This window comes from Mycobacterium sp. ACS4331, assembly GCF_001667265.1.
Lineage (GTDB): Bacteria > Actinomycetota > Actinomycetes > Mycobacteriales > Mycobacteriaceae > Mycobacterium.
The window spans coordinates 114,371-131,370 of the sequence record NZ_LZHW01000103.1 but is presented as its reverse complement, the minus strand read 5'-3'; the positions used below and the strand labels follow the sequence as shown (position 1 = coordinate 131,370).

At 68.4% G+C, this 17,000-nt stretch carries 18 protein-coding genes; 6 read left to right on the top strand and 12 right to left on the bottom strand.

What is annotated here, in order from left to right:
- Positions 1–132: 132 nt before the first annotated feature.
- A complete protein-coding gene (locus A5727_RS25175; RefSeq protein WP_068256980.1) occupies positions 133–570 on the top strand; it encodes a hypothetical protein in 438 nt (145 codons plus the stop codon).
- On the opposite strand, the gene A5727_RS25170 is transcribed toward A5727_RS25175, so the two are convergent.
- Positions 567–1,187: a hypothetical protein gene (locus A5727_RS25170; RefSeq protein WP_068256977.1), complete on the bottom strand. Its 621-nt coding sequence runs from the start codon at positions 1,185–1,187 to the stop codon at positions 567–569. The genes A5727_RS25175 and A5727_RS25170 overlap by 4 nt on opposite strands.
- Positions 1,188–1,360: 173 nt before the next feature.
- Here A5727_RS25170 and A5727_RS25165 point away from each other — a divergent pair, with 173 nt between their 5' ends.
- The gene (locus tag A5727_RS25165; protein ID WP_068257182.1) at positions 1,361–1,741 is read left to right on the top strand and encodes a hypothetical protein; all 381 of its coding nucleotides are present in this window, start codon (positions 1,361–1,363) and stop codon (positions 1,739–1,741) included.
- Between the two features lie 75 nt (positions 1,742–1,816).
- Here A5727_RS25165 and A5727_RS25160 read toward each other — a convergent pair whose 3' ends face one another.
- On the bottom strand, positions 1,817–2,938 hold the full coding sequence (locus A5727_RS25160) for a nitronate monooxygenase (protein ID WP_068256974.1): 1,122 nt from the start codon (positions 2,936–2,938) through the stop codon (positions 1,817–1,819).
- A gap of 171 nt (positions 2,939–3,109) precedes the next feature.
- Here A5727_RS25160 and A5727_RS25155 point away from each other — a divergent pair, with 171 nt between their 5' ends.
- Positions 3,110–5,896, top strand: coding sequence for a glycoside hydrolase family 2 protein (locus A5727_RS25155; protein ID WP_082950027.1), 2,787 nt, complete (start codon positions 3,110–3,112; stop codon positions 5,894–5,896).
- 1 nt (position 5,897) lies between these two features.
- Here the strand turns inward: A5727_RS25155 and A5727_RS25150 are convergent, their stop codons facing one another.
- Positions 5,898–7,022, bottom strand: a complete 1,125-nt coding sequence (locus A5727_RS25150; RefSeq protein ID WP_068257179.1) for an epoxide hydrolase family protein — start codon at positions 7,020–7,022, stop codon at positions 5,898–5,900.
- A gap of 82 nt (positions 7,023–7,104) precedes the next feature.
- On the opposite strand from A5727_RS25150, the gene A5727_RS25145 reads away from it, so the two are divergent.
- The gene (locus A5727_RS25145) at positions 7,105–7,767 is read left to right on the top strand and encodes a GNAT family N-acetyltransferase (RefSeq protein ID WP_068256971.1); all 663 of its coding nucleotides are present in this window, start codon (positions 7,105–7,107) and stop codon (positions 7,765–7,767) included.
- Positions 7,768–7,798: 31 nt separating this feature from the next.
- Positions 7,799–9,064: a competence/damage-inducible protein A gene (locus tag A5727_RS25140; RefSeq protein WP_068256968.1), complete on the top strand. Its 1,266-nt coding sequence runs from the start codon at positions 7,799–7,801 to the stop codon at positions 9,062–9,064.
- A 12-nt stretch (positions 9,065–9,076) separates the two neighbouring features.
- On the opposite strand, the gene A5727_RS25135 is transcribed toward A5727_RS25140, so the two are convergent.
- The 4 genes from A5727_RS25135 to A5727_RS25120 are packed head-to-tail and all read right to left on the bottom strand — an operon-like array spanning position 9,077 to position 11,518.
- The gene (locus A5727_RS25135) at positions 9,077–9,487 is read right to left on the bottom strand and encodes a nitroreductase family deazaflavin-dependent oxidoreductase (protein ID WP_068256965.1); all 411 of its coding nucleotides are present in this window, start codon (positions 9,485–9,487) and stop codon (positions 9,077–9,079) included.
- A 23-nt stretch (positions 9,488–9,510) separates the two neighbouring features.
- Positions 9,511–10,440: an alpha/beta fold hydrolase gene (locus A5727_RS25130; RefSeq protein ID WP_068256960.1), complete on the bottom strand. Its 930-nt coding sequence runs from the start codon at positions 10,438–10,440 to the stop codon at positions 9,511–9,513.
- Positions 10,433–10,681 carry a hypothetical protein gene (locus A5727_RS25125; RefSeq protein WP_231992220.1) on the bottom strand — a complete coding sequence of 83 codons (249 nt, stop codon included), beginning with the start codon at positions 10,679–10,681 and terminating at the stop codon, positions 10,433–10,435. The genes A5727_RS25130 and A5727_RS25125 overlap by 8 nt, the downstream gene beginning before the upstream one ends.
- 3 nt (positions 10,682–10,684) lie before the next feature.
- Positions 10,685–11,518 (bottom strand): AraC family transcriptional regulator, encoded by an 834-nt coding sequence (locus A5727_RS25120; protein WP_068256957.1) that lies wholly within the window; start codon positions 11,516–11,518, stop codon positions 10,685–10,687.
- A gap of 70 nt (positions 11,519–11,588) precedes the next feature.
- On the opposite strand from A5727_RS25120, the gene A5727_RS25115 reads away from it, so the two are divergent.
- Positions 11,589–12,851 carry an amidohydrolase family protein gene (locus A5727_RS25115; protein WP_353612284.1) on the top strand — a complete coding sequence of 421 codons (1,263 nt, stop codon included), beginning with the start codon at positions 11,589–11,591 and terminating at the stop codon, positions 12,849–12,851.
- Here the strand turns inward: A5727_RS25115 and yaaA are convergent.
- The 5 genes from yaaA to A5727_RS25090 form a co-directional block, all read right to left on the bottom strand.
- On the bottom strand, positions 12,750–13,496 hold the full coding sequence (gene yaaA / locus A5727_RS25110) for a peroxide stress protein YaaA (RefSeq protein ID WP_068257171.1): 747 nt from the start codon (positions 13,494–13,496) through the stop codon (positions 12,750–12,752). The genes A5727_RS25115 and yaaA overlap by 102 nt on opposite strands.
- 26 nt (positions 13,497–13,522) lie before the next feature.
- A complete protein-coding gene (locus tag A5727_RS25105; RefSeq protein ID WP_068257162.1) occupies positions 13,523–14,653 on the bottom strand; it encodes an alkaline phosphatase family protein in 1,131 nt (376 codons plus the stop codon).
- A gap of 50 nt (positions 14,654–14,703) precedes the next feature.
- Positions 14,704–15,363, bottom strand: a complete 660-nt coding sequence (locus tag A5727_RS25100; RefSeq protein ID WP_068256954.1) for an MOSC domain-containing protein — start codon at positions 15,361–15,363, stop codon at positions 14,704–14,706.
- A 10-nt stretch (positions 15,364–15,373) separates the two neighbouring features.
- A complete protein-coding gene (locus tag A5727_RS25095) occupies positions 15,374–15,790 on the bottom strand; it encodes an STAS domain-containing protein (protein WP_082950026.1) in 417 nt (138 codons plus the stop codon).
- Positions 15,791–15,978: 188 nt separating this feature from the next.
- Positions 15,979–16,854: a DMT family transporter gene (locus A5727_RS25090; protein ID WP_068256948.1), complete on the bottom strand. Its 876-nt coding sequence runs from the start codon at positions 16,852–16,854 to the stop codon at positions 15,979–15,981.
- Positions 16,855–17,000 lie beyond the last annotated feature (146 nt).

Here is a 17,000-nt window from a genome sequence, read left to right as displayed (position 1 = left end):
ACAGCTGTGTCTGTGCTGGTTCCCCAAGCCATTCGTACACCGCGGTCCGGCACCACGGGGGCCGTTTATGGAACGTGTTCTCGTTCGTGGCCGAACCTGTAACGAATGGGACCGGTGGGGTGAAAATGGAATATGCGGATTCGTTCAGCTTCGCTCGCGGCGTTCATCGCCTCGGCCGGGGTCCTGTTGGCCCCACCTGCGGGCGCCGAACCCGGCGACCCCGCACCCAGTCCCGATCCAGCCGGCACCGCGGAGGTGCAGGCGGCGCCCACGCCCGCGGCGAGCGACCCCGCGGCACCGGAGGGTGTGCCGCACCTGCCGAGTCCCGACCACCTGCCGCCCGGTGCCAGTGCGGTCCCAGTGGACCGGGAGGGACGAGGGGTGTCCTACCTGCGTGACCTCTGGCATGCGGTGCAGACCCAGGAGATCAGCGGGGCCGGCGCACTGCTGCTGCTCACGCAGCGTCCGATGAACCCGGATTCGGCGCCACCGGGCGTGCCGGCACAGCCGGTGCCGCCGCCGAGCGCGCCGGCTGCCGGGCCCGGTCCCGAACCGGCCGCCGCTCCTTAGCGCGGTTTCGCGGTGGTGGTCGGGGCCGAACTCGTCGTCGCCGCGGGTCCGCCGGTCTCGGCGGCGAAGCTGGGGGACTGGTAGTCCACCCAGGTGTCCCGATAGATCACCTTGCCGCCGGAGGTCACGGCCAGGGTCGACGGGGACACCGTGTATTCGGCGCCGTCGTTGAGCGCGACGAAGGTGCCGTCGCCGGTGGCCTCGGCTTCGGTGATCAGCGTCGCGCCGTCGCTGATCCGCACCCCGCGGTATTCATATCCCCCCGAACCATCGGGGCAGATCGCCACGAGGGAGCGCTGGGTGCGGCCGAATGCGACGGCGGACTGACCGTCGGGGCAGCGCGCGTCCGATCCCACGAATCCGCGCTCGTCGGTGCCGGCGGCCTTCGGTGAGGCTGACGTGGTTGCGGGCGCCTTCGTGGTGGCTGGGGCCGTGGTGGCTGGGGCCGTGGTCGCGGGTGCCGTGGTCGCGGGTGCCAGCGGAAGCATGGGCTTCGCGTCGGCCGCGGGCAGCGGAATCTGGGTGCCGGGGCGAGCCGCCACCCCGGCGAACAGCACGACAATCGCCAGAACCGCACCGACACCGGTGCACATCAATATGTTGCGGATCGACAGCATCGGATCGCCTCCTTCGTGGCTCGGGCTGCTGGTCCCCACAGCAAACCACCACCGAGCGCCAATCCGGCGCTGCCGACCGGGTGTTTCGCCAAATTCTTCCCGCGCCGCCGTTAGGCTGGGCGCCGACGGGCCGACGGGGTGAAGGGCCCGAAACTCAACATCTGGGGGTGGACATGATTCGTGCGTTTGCGGCCGCGGCCGCGGCCGCCGGTGCCATGCTGGCCGCCGCCACCGCCGCCGGCGCTCAACCCGAGTTCGATTACGCGGACGTCCCGAACATGGCCCATGACGTCCAGTTGAGCACCAAGTGCTACAGCTGGGAGCGGTTCATCTTCGGGCGCGGCGAAGGCGGTCAGACGTACGCCTGCCACTACATCCCCAACCAGTGGCCCCCTGTCGACTCGGGATTCTGGGTCTGGTCGCCGCCGCTCTACGGCGTGCAGGAGATCGGTGCGCCGTGCCCGACCAATCGGGGCGCGGCCGCCCAGACACCGGACGGCCTGCCGCTGGAGTGCGCCGGCCCCAAGGGCTGGCAGCAGGACTTCTACGCCTGACGCACAGAATCCGCCCAAACGAACGTTTGGGCGGATTCTGTGTGTGCGTGGTGCGCCCGGGAGCGCGAACCCGGGTCAGGCCTCGTTGAACTCCGTCAACGTCGCGGTGGCCTCCAGGTACTCCTGCACCCAGCGCTCGATCACCGCCGAGGTCTTCTCGACCTTGGTGAACTGACCGACGACCTGCCCGATCGGGTTGAACGCGACGTCGACGGTCTCGTTCGGGTACTTGTGCGTCGCGGCCACGGCCATGCCGGACACCATGTACTGCAGCGGCATGCCCAGCGGCTTCGGGTTGTCCGGGTTCTCCCAGGCCTCAGTCCAGTCATTGCGCAGCATGCGCGCGGGCTTGCCGGTGAACGACCGACTGCGGACCGTGTCGCGGCTGCTGGCCTTGGCATAGGCCGCGTGCTGCACGGGCGTGTTCTCCGACTCCTCGACCATCACCCACTGCGACCCCGTCCAGGCGCCCTGTGCCCCCAGCGCCAGCGCCGCGGCGATCTGCTGGCCGCTGCCGATGCCGCCCGCAGCCAGGACGGGGACCGGCGCCACCTCCTTGACCACCTGCGGCCACAGCACGATCGAACCGACCTCGCCGCTGTGTCCGCCGGCCTCGCCGCCCTGGGCGATGATGATGTCCACGCCCGCATCGGCGTGCTTGCGCGCCTGCGACGGAGACCCGCACAGCGCGGCGACCTTGCGGCCCTCGGCGTGGATGTGCGCGATCATGTCGGCCGGCGGGGTGCCCAGCGCGTTGGCGATCAGCGTCATCTTCGGGTGCTTCAGCGCGATCTCCACCTGCGGGGTGGCGGTGGCCTCGGTCCAGCCGAGAAGCTGCAGAGCGTTGTCGTCGCTGTCATCGGTCGGCACGCCGTGGTCGGCGAGGATCTTCTTCGCGAAGTCCAGGTGCTCCTGGGGAACCAGGGCGTTCAGGGTGGACTTGAGCTCGTCGGCGGACATGTTCGAATCCATGCCCTCGTATTTGTTCGGGATGACGATGTCGACACCGTAGGGATGGTCGCCGATGTGCTCGTCGATCCAGTTCAGCTCGATCTCGAGCTGTTCCGGCGTGAACCCGACGGCGCCGAGGACGCCGAATCCGCCGGCCCGGCTCACCGCGACCACGACATCACGGCAGTGGGTGAAGGCGAAAATCGGCAGGTCGATGCCGAGTTGGTCGCACAGGGGAGTATGCATAGTCCGCTCCTGGGGGGTTCACGACGTTGCGAAGTCCGAAACTGAAACGTGTTCTAGTTTATCGCAGGTGTCGGCGGATAGTCATCAGGTGCCCTCCGACACCTGATCTCGTAAGGTGACGAGCGTTGTGCGGGGGAGAACGATTCGCGGCAGGAGTGCGCCATAGCAGGGATGCGTCGACGTACCGCCGCACTGGCCCTGGTGCCGATCCTGCTGGCGGTGCTGGTTCTGGGCGCCGGTGACGTCGCGGGCTTCCTTCGACCCGAACCGGCGCCGGCCACGGTGGAACTTGCGCAGGGGTGGGCACTCGCGTCCGCTCGCGACGTCCCCGCCGACGGCGCGGTCATCTCGACGCCCGAGTACGCCGACGCCGGGTGGCATCCGATCCAGCGCATGCCCAGCACGGTGCTGGCCGCGCTCGAGGACGACGGTGTCTACCCCGACCTCTACTACGGCACCAACCTGCGCGACGAGGTGCCGGCCGATCTCTACCGCCAGGACTGGTGGTACCGCACGACGTTCACCCCGCCTGCCGGCCACCGGCGGTACACGCTGGAGTTTCCCGGCATCAACTACCGAGCCGAGGTCTGGCTCAACGGGCACCGGGTCGTCGACAGCACCGAGATGGTCGGCATGTATGTCAGCCACGACCTCGATGTCACCCCGTGGTTGCACCCGGGCGCCCCGAACACGTTGGCGGTCAAGGTGACACCGGAGCAGTCCCTGCAGGATGTCGACGGCGTCGAACTCGCCGACAGTTGGTGGGACTGGATCAACTGGCGTGACATCGGCCATCAGGGGCCGCCGGGTGACCCGGCCGTGGGCACCTCCTTTGTGCCCGACCGCAACGCCGGCATCTGGAAGCCGGTGTTCCTGCACGCCTCCGGCGGTGTCGACCTGGGCCCTGCCACGGTGAACACCGAACTTCCCCTGCCTGCCACGGACTCCGCACGGCTCACCGTCAACGCCGAGGTCACCAACCAGACTCGGCGCACAGTTCGGGGCGTCCTGCGGGCCACCATCTCCCGGCCCGGTAAGCCCACCGTGACCGTGGACCAGTCCGTGACCCTGCCGTCAGGTGACCGGCGCCAGGTGCGGTTCGACCCGGAGACGTTCCCGCAGTTGCGAATCCAGGGCCCGGATCTCTGGTGGCCCTACACCATGGGCGATCCCAGCCTCTACGACCTGAATCTGGAATTCCTCACCTACGGCAGGGCCCTTGACACCGAGCGGCAGCGGTTCGGCATCCGCACCGTCACCCAGCACCGAGACGACAGCACCGACTTCCCGGAACTGGGCCGCGGCGGCAACTTCTACCTGAAGGTCAATGGCCGGGACTTTCTGGTCCGCGGAGCCACCTACACCCCGGACCTGCTGTATCGCTACGACCCCGATCGTGAGAAGGCGATCCTGGGGTACGTCCGGGACCTGGGCCTGAACATGCTGCGGTTGGAGGGCAAGTTTCCGGGCGACCATCTGCTCGAACAGGCCGACGCACTGGGCATTCCGTTGATGTACGGCTGGATGTGCTGCAACCAGTGGGAGAAATGGTGGCAGTGGGACGACGAGGACCGGCGCATCGCGCAGGACAGCATGCGGTCCCAGGTCGAGGAATTCGGCCCGCATGCGGCGGCGTTCCTGTGGGCCAACGGCAGCGACGGACGGCCGCCGCCGGAGGTGCTCGGCTGGTACCGCGACATCCTGGCCGAAATGCACTGGCAGAACGCCACAGTGGACACCGTGTCGTCAGTCAACCGGGACGACGACGGTGAGGTGGCCTGGGACGGCATCCAGATGGCCGGACCGTACAGTTGGCGTCCGCCGAGCTACTGGTTCGACGGCCGGTACGCCGCGACCCGGGGAGCCTCGGCCGAACAGGGCGACAACGAGCACATCCCGCCGTTCGCGAGCCTGGTCAAGTTCATTCCGCCCGACAAACTCTGGCCGATCAACGACACGTGGTACACCCATGCCGGGTCCGACGACAACAACGTCGAACTCGACAGCATCCGCACCGCGGTGATGCGTCGTTACGGCTCGTCGCGCAGCGCCCAGGAGTTCACGCGCAAGGCCCAACTGGCGCACTACGAGTCGACTCGTGCTCAGTTCGAGGGTTTCGCGGCCGGCGGCTTCGGCAGCCACAAGATGACCATCTACTGGATGCTCAACAACCACTGGCCGTCGTTCTTCGGCCATCTCTTCGACTACTACCTGCGGCCCGGCGGTTCATACTTCGGCGCCAAGAAGGGACTCACCCCGCTGTCGGTGGTGTTCGACTCCTACGCCACCGGCGACCACAGCACCGCCGACATCACCGTGGTGAACCAGAGTCCCAGTGCCGCAACGGGTCTTCGTGCTCGGGTGCGCGTCTACGACCTGTCCGGCGAACTCGTCGACGATCGGACCTCGGATCCGGTGGACGTGGCCGCCAACGGCACCGCGCGCGCCATGGTGCTGCCCCGGATGCCGCAGGCCTCCCGAGTCTTCTTCGTCAGGGCTCAGCTGCTCGGCGCCGACGACACCGTCATGACGGAGAACGTCTACTGGCAGTCGCAGCAGCGCGACGATGTCGGACATCCCAGCAACGACACGGCGTTCTCACTCAAACAGTCCAGTTGGGCGGACATGACACCACTGAACACCATGGCCAAGACGCCGTTGATGATCAGGGCCGAGCGGACGGAGCCGGACGGCAGACGGGTCGACATCCGCCTGTCGAATCGCACGGACCGCATCGCCTTCTTCGAACGCGCCGAGGTGCTCGCCACCCGCGACGGTGACGAGATCCTGCCCGTGACCTACTCCGACAACTACGTGACGGTGTTCCCCGGCGAGGCCGTGACCGTGCACGCCGAGACCCCGGCCGGCGCTCCGGCGCCGCGGTGGGTGCGGGTCACAGGCGTCAACACCGCACCGGCCGTGGTCGAGATCGGCGGCAGGCCCAGCGGAGCGCGCTGACTCAGCGCAGGGTCGCGAAGAACGTCCGGACGTCCTCGACGAAGAGATCGGGCTGTTCGAATGCCGCGAAATGACCGCCCCGCGGCATCGTCGTCCAGTGCGTGATGTGATAGCTCGCCTCGCACCACGATCGCGGCGCACGCAGAATCTCCTTGGGAAACTCCGCCATGCCCGTGGGGATCTCCACCCGATCGCCTGTGCCGAAGCGGCGGAAGCTCTCCCAGTACAGCCGTGCCGACGAGGTGGCCGTCGCGGTCAGCCAGTACACCATCACGTTGTCGAGCAGTTCGTCGCGCGTCAGGACGTTCTCCGGATGGCCCTCGCAGTCGGTCCAGGCCCAGAACTTCTCGACGATCCACGCCAACTGCCCGACCGGCGAGTCGGTCAGGCCGTATCCCAGGGTCTGTGGGCGAGTGGACTGCTGTGTGGAGTAGCCGGTGCCCCATCGACGGTGTTCGGCGGCCGCCGCCAGTGCGGCCTGCTCCTCGGCGGTGAATTTCCCCGAATGGTCCTTGGGTGGGCCCGCGATCGGCATGTTGAGGTGAATCCCGATGCAGCCACCCTCATTTCGCCCGATCTGGGTGGTCACGGCCGCACCCCAGTCGCCGCCTTGGGCGCCGTAGCGTGGATAGCCGAGGCGCTGCATGAGGGTCTCCCAGGCCACAGCGATGTGTTCGACGTTCCACCCGGTGTGCGTCGGCTTCCCGGAGAACCCGTAGCCGGGCAGCGACGGGCACACCACGTGGAAGGCGTCCTCGGGCCGGCCTCCGAACGCGGTCGGGTTGGTCAGCGGTTCGATGACCTTGTGGAATTCGACGATCGATCCTGGCCAGCCATGGGTGATCAGCAGCGGCAACGCGTCCTCGTGAGGTGAGCGCTGGTGGATGAAGTGAATGTCCAGGTCATCGATCTCGGTCTTGAAGTGGTCGAACCGGTTCAGTGCGGATTCCCTTGACCGCCAATCGTATTGATCAGCCCAGTACTTCACCAGCTCGGTGGTGTAGGACAGCGGGATGCCCTGGCTCCAGTCGTCGACGCACTCGGCTTCGGGCCAGCGCGTCCGGTGCAGCCGGTCCCGGAGATCGTCGAGCGCACTGTCGGGCACGTCGATGCGGAACGGTCGCACCGTGGGCGATGAGGCCATCTGGATCCCTCCTGGGCTTGGGCGTCCCTGTCACAGTAGGGCGACGCTGAACTAGAGTTGCGCCATGCCCGATCACGACATCTCCGCGGCGCGTCGCGAGATCACCAACGCCCTGCTCACGGCCCTCGATCGCCGTCACGAGGTGCTCGACACGATCGTCGAGGCCGAGAACACTGCGGCCGCCGTCGACGCTGTGGCGGCCCTGCTGGAGACGTCGCGTCAGTCCGCCGAAGCGGTCATCGGCCTGTCCTTCGACCGGCTCACGAAGAGTTCGCGCCGCAAGATCGCCGCGGAACTCGAAGACCTCAACAGTCAGCTGTCGTTCACCGTCGGCGAGCGTCCCGCGGCCAGCGGGGAGACCCTGACCCTGCGCCCGTTCGGTGCGGGGGACCGCGACATCTTCGCGGCCAGGACCGAGGACATGCACACCGCCGGGGACGGCTCCGGCGCCCCGGCCGGTGGCCTCGACGACGAGATCAGCTCGGCACTGGAACGGGTCTCGAGCGAGGACGCGGCCTGGTTCGTCGCGCTCGAGGGACCGGTCAAGGTCGGCATGGTCTTCGGGGAACTTCTCGACGGCGAGGTCAACGTCCGCATCTGGATCCACCCCGAGCACCGGAAGAAGGGCTTGGGCACCGCCGCGCTGCGCAAGTGCCGGTCGGAGATGGCCGCGTACTTCCCGGCGGTGCCGATGGTGGTCCGTGCTCCGGGTGCCACGCCGCGGTAGGGCGGCGCGGCGCACGCCGTAGCCTCGAGGCGTGAGCACACGCGCGGGCATCGTCGTCACCGGCACCGAGGTCCTGACCGGCAGGGTCACCGATCTCAACGGTCCCTGGCTGGCGGATCGACTGCTGGAACTCGGTGTCGAACTGGCCCACATCACGATCTGCGGAGACCGGCCCGCCGACATCGTCGCGGCGTTGAAGTTCCACGCCGACGAGGGAGTGGACCTGATCCTGACCAGCGGCGGGCTCGGACCGACGGCCGACGACATGACGGTCGCGGTGGTCGCCGACTTCTGCGGTCGCGACCTGATTCTGGACCCAGACCTCGAGGCGCGGATCGCCGCGATCCTCAAGCGGATGATGCGCCGTTTCCCCGATGCCGATTTCGACGCTGTCCTGGCGGCCAACCGCAAGCAGGCGATGATTCCGGCCGGGGCCGAGGTGCTCAACCCGGTGGGCACCGCGCCGGGGGTGGTCGTCGAGGGCACCCCGACGGTGGTCGTGCTGCCCGGCCCGCCGAGAGAACTGCAGCCCATGTGGGCGACCGCGCTGGGAACCGAAGCGGTGCGGCGCGCCATCGCGGGCCGAACGGAGTATCGCCAGGAGACCGTGCGCATGTACGGCCTGCCCGAATCGGGGTTGGCCGAGACGCTTCGACTGGCGGAGAAGGAGATCAACGGATTCGACCGGTTGGAGATCACGACCTGTCTGCGCCGCGGCGAACTTGAGATCGTCACGCGCTACGAACCGGCCGACGCCGACGTCTATCGCGATGTCGTGGCACTGCTGGTCGAAAAGCACGGCACCGACGTGTACTCCACCGACGGTTCGACAGTCGACGATCAGGTCGCCGCTCTGCTCGCCGGGCGCACCATCGCCACCGCCGAGTCATGCACCGCCGGTCTGGTCGTGGCCAGGCTGACGGACCGTCCGGGATCCTCGGCCTATGTCATGGGCGGTGGCGTCGTGTACTCCAACGAGGCCAAATCCGAACTGTTGGGCGTGGATCCGGCGCTCATCGCCGCCCACGGTGCGGTCTCCGAGCCGGTCGCCGAGGCGATGGCCGCGGGTGCGCTGCGACGGTTCGGGGTGGACACCGCGGTGGCGATCACCGGCATCGCAGGCCCCGGCGGCGGCTCAGCGGAGAAACCGGTCGGCACAGTGTGTTTCACCGTCATGCGCGCCGACGGCGCGGCGCTGACCCGCACGGTGCTGCTGCCGGGTGAGCGCGCCGACATCCGAGAGCGGTCCACGACCGTGGCGATGCACCTGCTGCGCAGGCTCCTGCAGGCCCCCTAGGCTGCAGCAGCCTCAAGCGACATCGGCGACGAGGGCCCCGACCCGCTTCAGCTGCATCCGCACGATCCGCGGCAGTCCGGTGCCGTCCGAACCGGCGGGGACAATCCTCGGATTGACGAGGTGCAGATCCTCCTTGCGCAGGTGTAGGTCGGCCTCACCCGCGGCGAGCACGTTCTTGACCCAGTTGGTCTTGCCGTGGATCAGCGAGATCGCCACGGTGTTCCCCCTGCGGTACGGCGTCACCGGGGTCTCGTGCAGCGTGCCGGAACGGCGGCCGCGATGACGAATCACGGCCACGCCCGGCATCAGGCCCGACAACCGGCGCACCACCGGGTTGAAGTATTTGATCTGCAGGCTCTCGGCCCACGGCGGCACGATCATGGGCACGTCGGACGTGTGGTTGGGATGGTCTTGAGCTTTCATGGCGCGGCCTCCATGCCATCACGCTACTTTTCCTGGGCGCGATCCCACAGGGCTGACATCGAGCCGAGGATCTCCTGTGCGTACCCCAGCCCCGCGAGATGGCTCTCGCCGGGGAGGGTGAACAACTCCGCGTCGGGCAGTCGCGAGACCACGTGTGCGCCGTGCGCATAGGGGATGATGTGGTCTTTGTCGCCGTGCCACCACTTCACGGGCACCTTGACCTCGTCGAGGCGGAAACCCCAGTCGTGTGCGAAGTTCACGACGTCGGCGAACGGTGCGGTCAACTGCTTGCGGCCACCGTTGAGCAGGTCGTCGAGGAACATGGCCTTGAACTCGGGCCGCGCCAGCAGCCTGCGGTCGCCCTCGGGTGAGACTCGTGCATAGATCTCGAGGGCGGGCAGCGCGACGGGCTTGATGAGGCGCACCAGTCCGGTGGCCACCACGCCCACCGGTTGTCCCACCACCTCCAGCACCGGCGCGACGAGGGTGCCCAGGTTCATCGCACCGCCCTTGATGGCGTCGGCGCCCACGGTGGGGGCGACGCCGCCGAGGACTCCGGCGGCGATCACGCGGTCGGGCATCAGCGCCGCTGCGGCCAGCGTGTACGGGCCGCCACCCGACAACCCGACCACGGTCATCTTGTCGATGCCGAGTGTGTCGGCGATGATGCGCAGGTCGTCGGCGAACGCGGCGATGTTGGTGTACTGGTGCGGTGTCGAGGATCCGATGCCCGGGCGGTCCACCCCGAGCAGACGCAGGTGGTTCTCCTCAGCGAAGACGCGGGCCTCGGTGGGGATCTGTCGGCGGGCGCCGGGTGTGCCGTGCAGCCAGAACACCGGACGGCCCTGTGGGTCTCCGAACTCGGCGAAGCCGATGCGACGGTCGTCGCCGACAGCGATGGTGCCTTCGAGCTTGGGGCGCGGCAGCTTCGGGGCGCCCAGGGGATTAGCCATGTGCTGAAGTGTCGCACGCCACAGTGCCGCCGACGGCGTCCCGCTCCCGGTTCGTCAGGGCCTCAGTGACGAGCAGTGCCACGATCACGTCGGCCGCGGTGATGAACAGGCCTGCGTAGTACATCCACTTCAGCTCGGGCAGAGCTCCCGAGCCGAAGAACACCAGCAGGAAGATCGGCCCGACGATGCCGCAGACCAACGTCATGCCCTGGATCAGCAGATAGCGACGGAAAGTGCGCACGGTTCAGACCTCGACGCTCTTGACGCGGCGCCGGTAGGCCGACGGTGTCTCACCGCTGAACTGCGCGAACGCCCTGGTGAATGAACTGAGGCTGTCGAAGCCGACCGAGCTGGACACCTCCTGGACGCTGGTGTCGGGCGAGGCCAGCAGCGCCATCGCGCGCAGCATCCGCGCATGCAGCAGATACGTCCGCCAGGAGATGCCGAGGCAGTCCTGGAACAACCGGCGCAGGGTGCGCTCCGACACCGCGACGGCACGGCTGACGTCCAGCGCCGTGACCGACGGCAGATGCTCCTTCGTGTAGTCCATCGCCGCCGCGACGATCGGGTTCTCCGACGTGGGCAGGCTCAACGGCGCCTCGTGGTCGAGCGCCTCGGACACCAGGTTGGCCAGCGTTCGGAAGAACCCGTCGGACTCCTCGTCGCCGGTCGCGCGCTCGATCGGCCAGCGCAGCGCGTAGATCATCATCTCTCGGATCAGCGGGGAGACCGCGAGGATGCGGGCCCGGTCTCCCGCGTTGGGCACGAGCTGCGGATCGAACATCACCGCGATGGTCTTGACGTCGGGGTTCATGGTCGCCGAGTGCTCCAGCCCGACGGGCAACCACGCGGCCTGCTGGGGCGGCAACAGATAGTGACCGGCGGGTGTCTGGACTTCGACGACCCCGCCGATGGCGTACTCGATCTGGTGCACATCATGCGAATGCCAGCCGGTCAGGAGCTTGCCACCCTCGTACAGATAGCTGCCGGCCAGCGCGCGCCCACCACGTCGCAGATCGATCTGGGGCACGTTGGCCGAATCTGCACGGTGTCTGTCCGATAGCGCAGAGACGGTCATAGTGAGCGAGGGTACAAGTGATGGGACGGGTGAGCCAGCCCACGAAGAGACGCACGCGTGTAGGAGATTGATGAACGTCGACGACCTGATCCTGGTGAGCATTGACGACCATGTCGTGGAGCCCCCGGACATGTTCCTCAACCACGTCCCGGAGAAGTACCGGGCTGAGGCTCCGATCGTGGTGACCGACGACAAGGGTGTCGACCAGTGGATGTATCAGGGACGTCCGCAGGGCGTCAGTGGACTCAACGCCGTGGTGTCCTGGCCGGCCGAGGAGTGGGGCCGAGACCCCGCGGGTTTCGCCGAGATGCGCCCCGGCGTCTACGACGTCCACGAGCGGGTGCGGGACATGAACCGCAACGGCATCCTGGCCTCGATGTGCTTCCCGACCTTCACGGGATTCTCGGCGCGGCATCTCAACATGACTCGGGAGGACGTCACGCTGGTCATGGTGTCGGCCTACAACGACTGGCACATCGATGAGTGGGCCGGGTCGTATCCCGACCGGTTCATCCCGATCGCGATCCTGCCGACGTGGACTCCCGAGGGGATGTGCGCCGAGATCCGCCGCGTCGCGGCGAAGGGCTGCCGTGCGGTCACCATGCCGGAGCTTCCGCACCTCGAAGGGCTGCCCAGCTACCACGACGAGGAGTACTGGGGTCCCGTCTTCCGGACGTTGTCCGAGGAGAACGTCGTCATGTGCCTGCACATCGGGACAGGTTTCGGGGCGATCAGCATGGCGCCCAACGCGCCGATCGACAACCTCATCATCCTGGCCACCCAGGTGTCGGCGATGTGCGCCCAGGACCTGCTGTGGGGCCCGGCGATGCGCAACTACCCCGACCTGAAGTTCGCGTTCTCCGAGGGCGGCATCGGCTGGATCCCGTTCTACCTTGACCGCAGCGACCGGCACTACACGAACCAGAAGTGGCTGCGGCGCGACTTCGGGGACAAGCTGCCCTCGGAGGTGTTCCGGGACCACTCGCTGGCCTGCTACGTCACCGACAAGACGTCGCTGAAACTGCGTCACGAGATCGGCATCGACATCATCGCGTGGGAGTGCGACTACCCGCACAGCGACTGCTTCTGGCCGGACGCGCCCCGCCGTCGCCGATCGCCGCGCCGCGCGCGTGCGCCCGCGGGCGGCTCCCCCCCCCGCGCCCCCGCCCGTTGTTGGTTTCCCCGCGCCCCCGCCCCGCGCCCCCGGCCCCCCCCCCCCCGCCGAAATCGCCTAAGCGGAGGTGACGATCGTGAGGTGATCACCGTCGCGTTCGACCGTCATACCGGCCTTCTTGGCGACCGCGGCGACCTTGGCGGCGTCGTCGGGTTCTGAGCGGCTGCCCGCCAGGGCCCGCGCGAGCCTGCCCTTGTGCGCCTTGTTGAAGTGGCTGACGACCGTGCGGTGCCCATCGGCGTGCTCGGCCAGCACATCGACCTTGACCGCGCCCGGCACCCTGCCCAGCCCGGCGTAGGAGCCCGACCGCAGATCGACCACCAACTCGTCGGCGGCGATCCCGGCCAGCAGGGGTTCGAGCAGCGGCCGCCAGCGCGCCGCCAGGGTGCGGCCATCGGGAAGCTTGGAGCCCGCCGACAGCCGGTAGGCGGGCACCGGGTCGTCGGCGCGCACCAGCCCGAACAGCGCCGAGCCGACGGCGAGCCGCGCTCGGGCTCGGACAAGCTCTGCGCCGCGCAGACTTTCGATGTCCAACGCGTCGTACAGCACGCCGGTGTAGCGCTGGATCGCGGGCATCGTCGGGGTGTTGCGCAGCCCGGCGTTGCGGGCGATCTCGGCGTCCTGCTTGGCAGACAGGCCCAGGGCGCGACGGCTGCCCTCGACGTCGGCCGCGAGCGCCACCAGTTCGTCGATCAACTCCTCGCGCAGGGCGGTGAGTTCGGAAAAGCTCAGCGACGCCAGGTCGAGCGGCGGTCCGTCGCCGCCGGTGCGTTTGGTCTCCGAAGGCGGCAGCAGCACGATCACGGACACAGAGGGTAGAGCACGCGGCCTCACAGACCCCCAAGCAGCAGGGGCACGGTCTGCTCGGCGGGGCTCAGCGAGCCGTGATGCCCCACGAAGGCCGACTCCATGGGTTCGGCGGTGCGGCGGACCAGGACTGCCGAGTCGCGGGCTGCCGCCACAATGTCGCCGATGCGTGCGCGGACGCCGTCGCGCACGCGGGCACCGAACCACCCGGCCTCGATCGCCTCGTCGCGCGAGACCACCCACGCCCGCGATCCGATCCGGGCGCGCCAGCTCTGCAGCACGTCGTCGACGGCGCCGTCTCGCGTGTAGACGTGCCTCGCGCGGGCCTCGCCGGCGACGGCCTCGACGCCGTCGAACAGCGCGGGGTCGGCGTCGAGGTCGACGGTCTCCTCGGCCGCGACCATGCCGTGATCGGCGACCACCGCGAGCAGCGCACCGGGAGGCAACGCCTCCAGCACGGATTCCACCAGGCGATCGATCTGGCGCAACTGCATGCGCCACGCCGCGGAGCCCGGCCCGTACAGGTGGCCCAGCGCGTCCAACTCGCTGTGGTAGGCGTAGCAGAACTCGCCGGCCGACACCACCTCCCGCACGGTCGCGGCCAGATCACCGAGCGCGAAGACCCCGCGGTAGTCGGCGCCGCGCAGCACCGCGCGGGTCAGCCCCGACCCGGCGAACTCGGCGGGGGAGCACACGCTGACGGCCACTCCGGCGGCCGCTGCGCGTTCGAAGGTCGTCGGCTGTGGCTGGACCGCCTCGGGGACTGCACGCTCCCGCAGATCCGGTCCCCACGGGTGCTCGCGCCAGCGCAGGGCGTTGAGCACGCCGGCCTCGGGCACCCGAAACGAATAGCCCACCAGGCCGTGTTCGCCGGACCGCAATCCCGTCCCGACGGCCGCAAGGCCCGCCGCGGTGGTCGCCGGATACCCCACCTGAAGTGTGGGCCCGCGCAGCGCGGCCAGGGTCGGCGCGTCCGCGGCGTGCCGATCCAGCAGGTCGGCGCCCAGGCCGTCGACCAGCAGGACGCAGGCGCCGGTCACGTCGCCTCGGATCGGGATTCGGGCCTCGAACCCGGCGACGCCCATCGCGGTCAACACCGACGGCACGACGTCGGCGAGGTGTGGCAGGTCGAGGTCGAGCGTGGGCAGCGGCACGAATCGAGCCTGCCACACCGCGATTCGCGGTGGCTGTGTTGACGGCGCCGTCAGGCGGTGAGGCGGCGGCGCGCGTAGGCCCTGGTCGACTCGGGCAGTGCGGCGATGTCGAGCAGACGAGGCAGCAGTTCCGGCTCGGACATCTGGGCGCGGAACACCACGCCGATGGTCACGTCGTGATCTGGGCGGTCGGTGACGGTGATGCCGTCGCCGGCACGGACGGTGCCCGGGGTGATGACGCGCAGATAGGCGCCCGGCACCGCCGCGGCCGTGAAGGTCTTCATCCAGCCCGAGATCTCCAGCCATTTCGCGAACGTGCGGCACGGCGTTCGCGGACAGGACACCTCCAGAACCAGCCCGTCGTCGCCGACCTGCCAGCGTTCACCGATGCGGGCTCCGGTGACGTCGATGCCCGTGGTGGTGAAGTTCTCACCGAATGACCCGTTGCTCAGCGTGCGGTTGAGCGTGCGCTGCCACTGATCGAGATCCTCGCGGGCATAGGCGTACACCGCCTGGTCATCGCCACCGTGGAACTTCGAGTTGCCGATGGTGTCGCCGACCAGGCCGCTGCCGAGGCCGCCGCGGCGCGGTCCGGGAGCCCGGACCTCCACGGGTTCGGACGTGGGCAGCTTGTCGATGCCGGTGATCGTTGCGGGTTTGTCTGGATTGGCGCGGGGACGGGCGAGATTGACCGATACGACGTTCGCCATGCCCCACAGACTAAGCGGAACGGGTCAACAGCGGCAGCAGGAGCGTGCGTCGACGCAGCGTCTCATCCGCGAAGTAGCTCAGCGCTTCTGAGACCGTCTCAGCGATCGGATAGGCCTCATCGGAGTGGCCGAGCACCTGCAGGACGGTCTCGCTGGGAACCAGCACCCAATCCTGGCCGGCGGCGGCGCAGTCGGAGTCGAAGGCCTGCAGCAGACAGAGGTCATGGTCATCGAACGATGTGACCCCACTCAGGTCGAGGACCACTGAGGTGGCGGCAAGCACGTAGCGCCGCGCGTGTTCGGTGATGCGGTCGATGTTGTCGTCGTGGACCTGCCCGCTGACGCTGACGACGGTGGCCAGTTGGCGGCTCTGAGCCCGCAGGCGAGCGCCGCTGCAGTCGAACACCGGATTGCTGTGACGGTTCATGTTCGGCCTCATTTCGCTGGCGTGGACTTTTACCTCCACCGCGACACTAAGTGGCTACTCTAAGGTCACAGGGAGCCGCGACTAAATCATTGGTAAGAACCGAATTTCGCGGAACGCCTCGGTTTGACGGCAAACACCCTCGTGCGGATGTCCGCGGATGGGCGGATATCGGTGTCCACCAGGCCATCTCAGGGCCTGCTGGCGATCCGCTCGTCGAACGCGCCGGAGTCCCGGCCCAGTGCGATCGTGGCGGTGGCCATCGCGGCGACGGCAACCAGCAGAGCCACCACACTGACACCGCGAGCAGCCAAATGTTCGCCGAGCACGACGGTCCCGAGCAGAACCGCGATCACCGGCTCCAACACGAGCATGGTCGGCACCGAGGTCTGCAGGGCCCCGGCGTGCAGCGCGGACTGCTGGACGAGGGTGGCCACGATGGACAGCAGGACCAGCAGATACGGTGCCGGTGTCGTCATCAGGTCCCGCCACGATCCGATGCTGATCCGGTGCGCGCACAGCTTCGTCAGCACCGCGATCAGCCCGAACAGCACTCCGACGGCCACCGCCAGCAGCATCGCGCGGCGCGCACCGAGCGAGCGCGCGGCCCAGGCCACGCAGCCGGCGACCACGGGAATGAGGATCAGCGCCACCACCAGCCAGGTCTGCCGGGAGGGGTTGTTGTGCCCCTCCCGCGGGTGTGCCACCAGGACGAAGACCGCCAGCGCCACGGTCAGCAGCCCCGCCCATGCCCATTCGGACCGGCTCACACGCTGACCGGCCAGCCGGGCGCTGATCGGCAGTGCGAACAGCAGTGACGACACCAGCAGCGGCTGTACGAGAACCAGCGATCCGCGCGACAACGCCAGCGCCTGGAACGCATAGCCCGCGCACGCGGTCGCGATGCCCGCCCACCACAGGGGCCGCCGCAGCAGCGTCGTGACGATCGTCGGGCTCATCCCGCGGTCGGCGGGCACATCGCGGGTGGCCAACTGACGCACGACGATGCCGAGAGCCGCGCACAGAGCCGCGGTCAGCGCGAGTGCGACGACGATGGCCAACGCCATGTGGGGCACCTTTCAGATGGCTGAAAAGAATTGGAGGATAAGCACACTAAGGTGCTCGGCACGTACAGCATCTGCACAGGTTCGCCTCCCGCATCAACTGTGCGCACGCTGTTAGGCTACTGACGCTCGCCGGTTGTCCGGGTGGG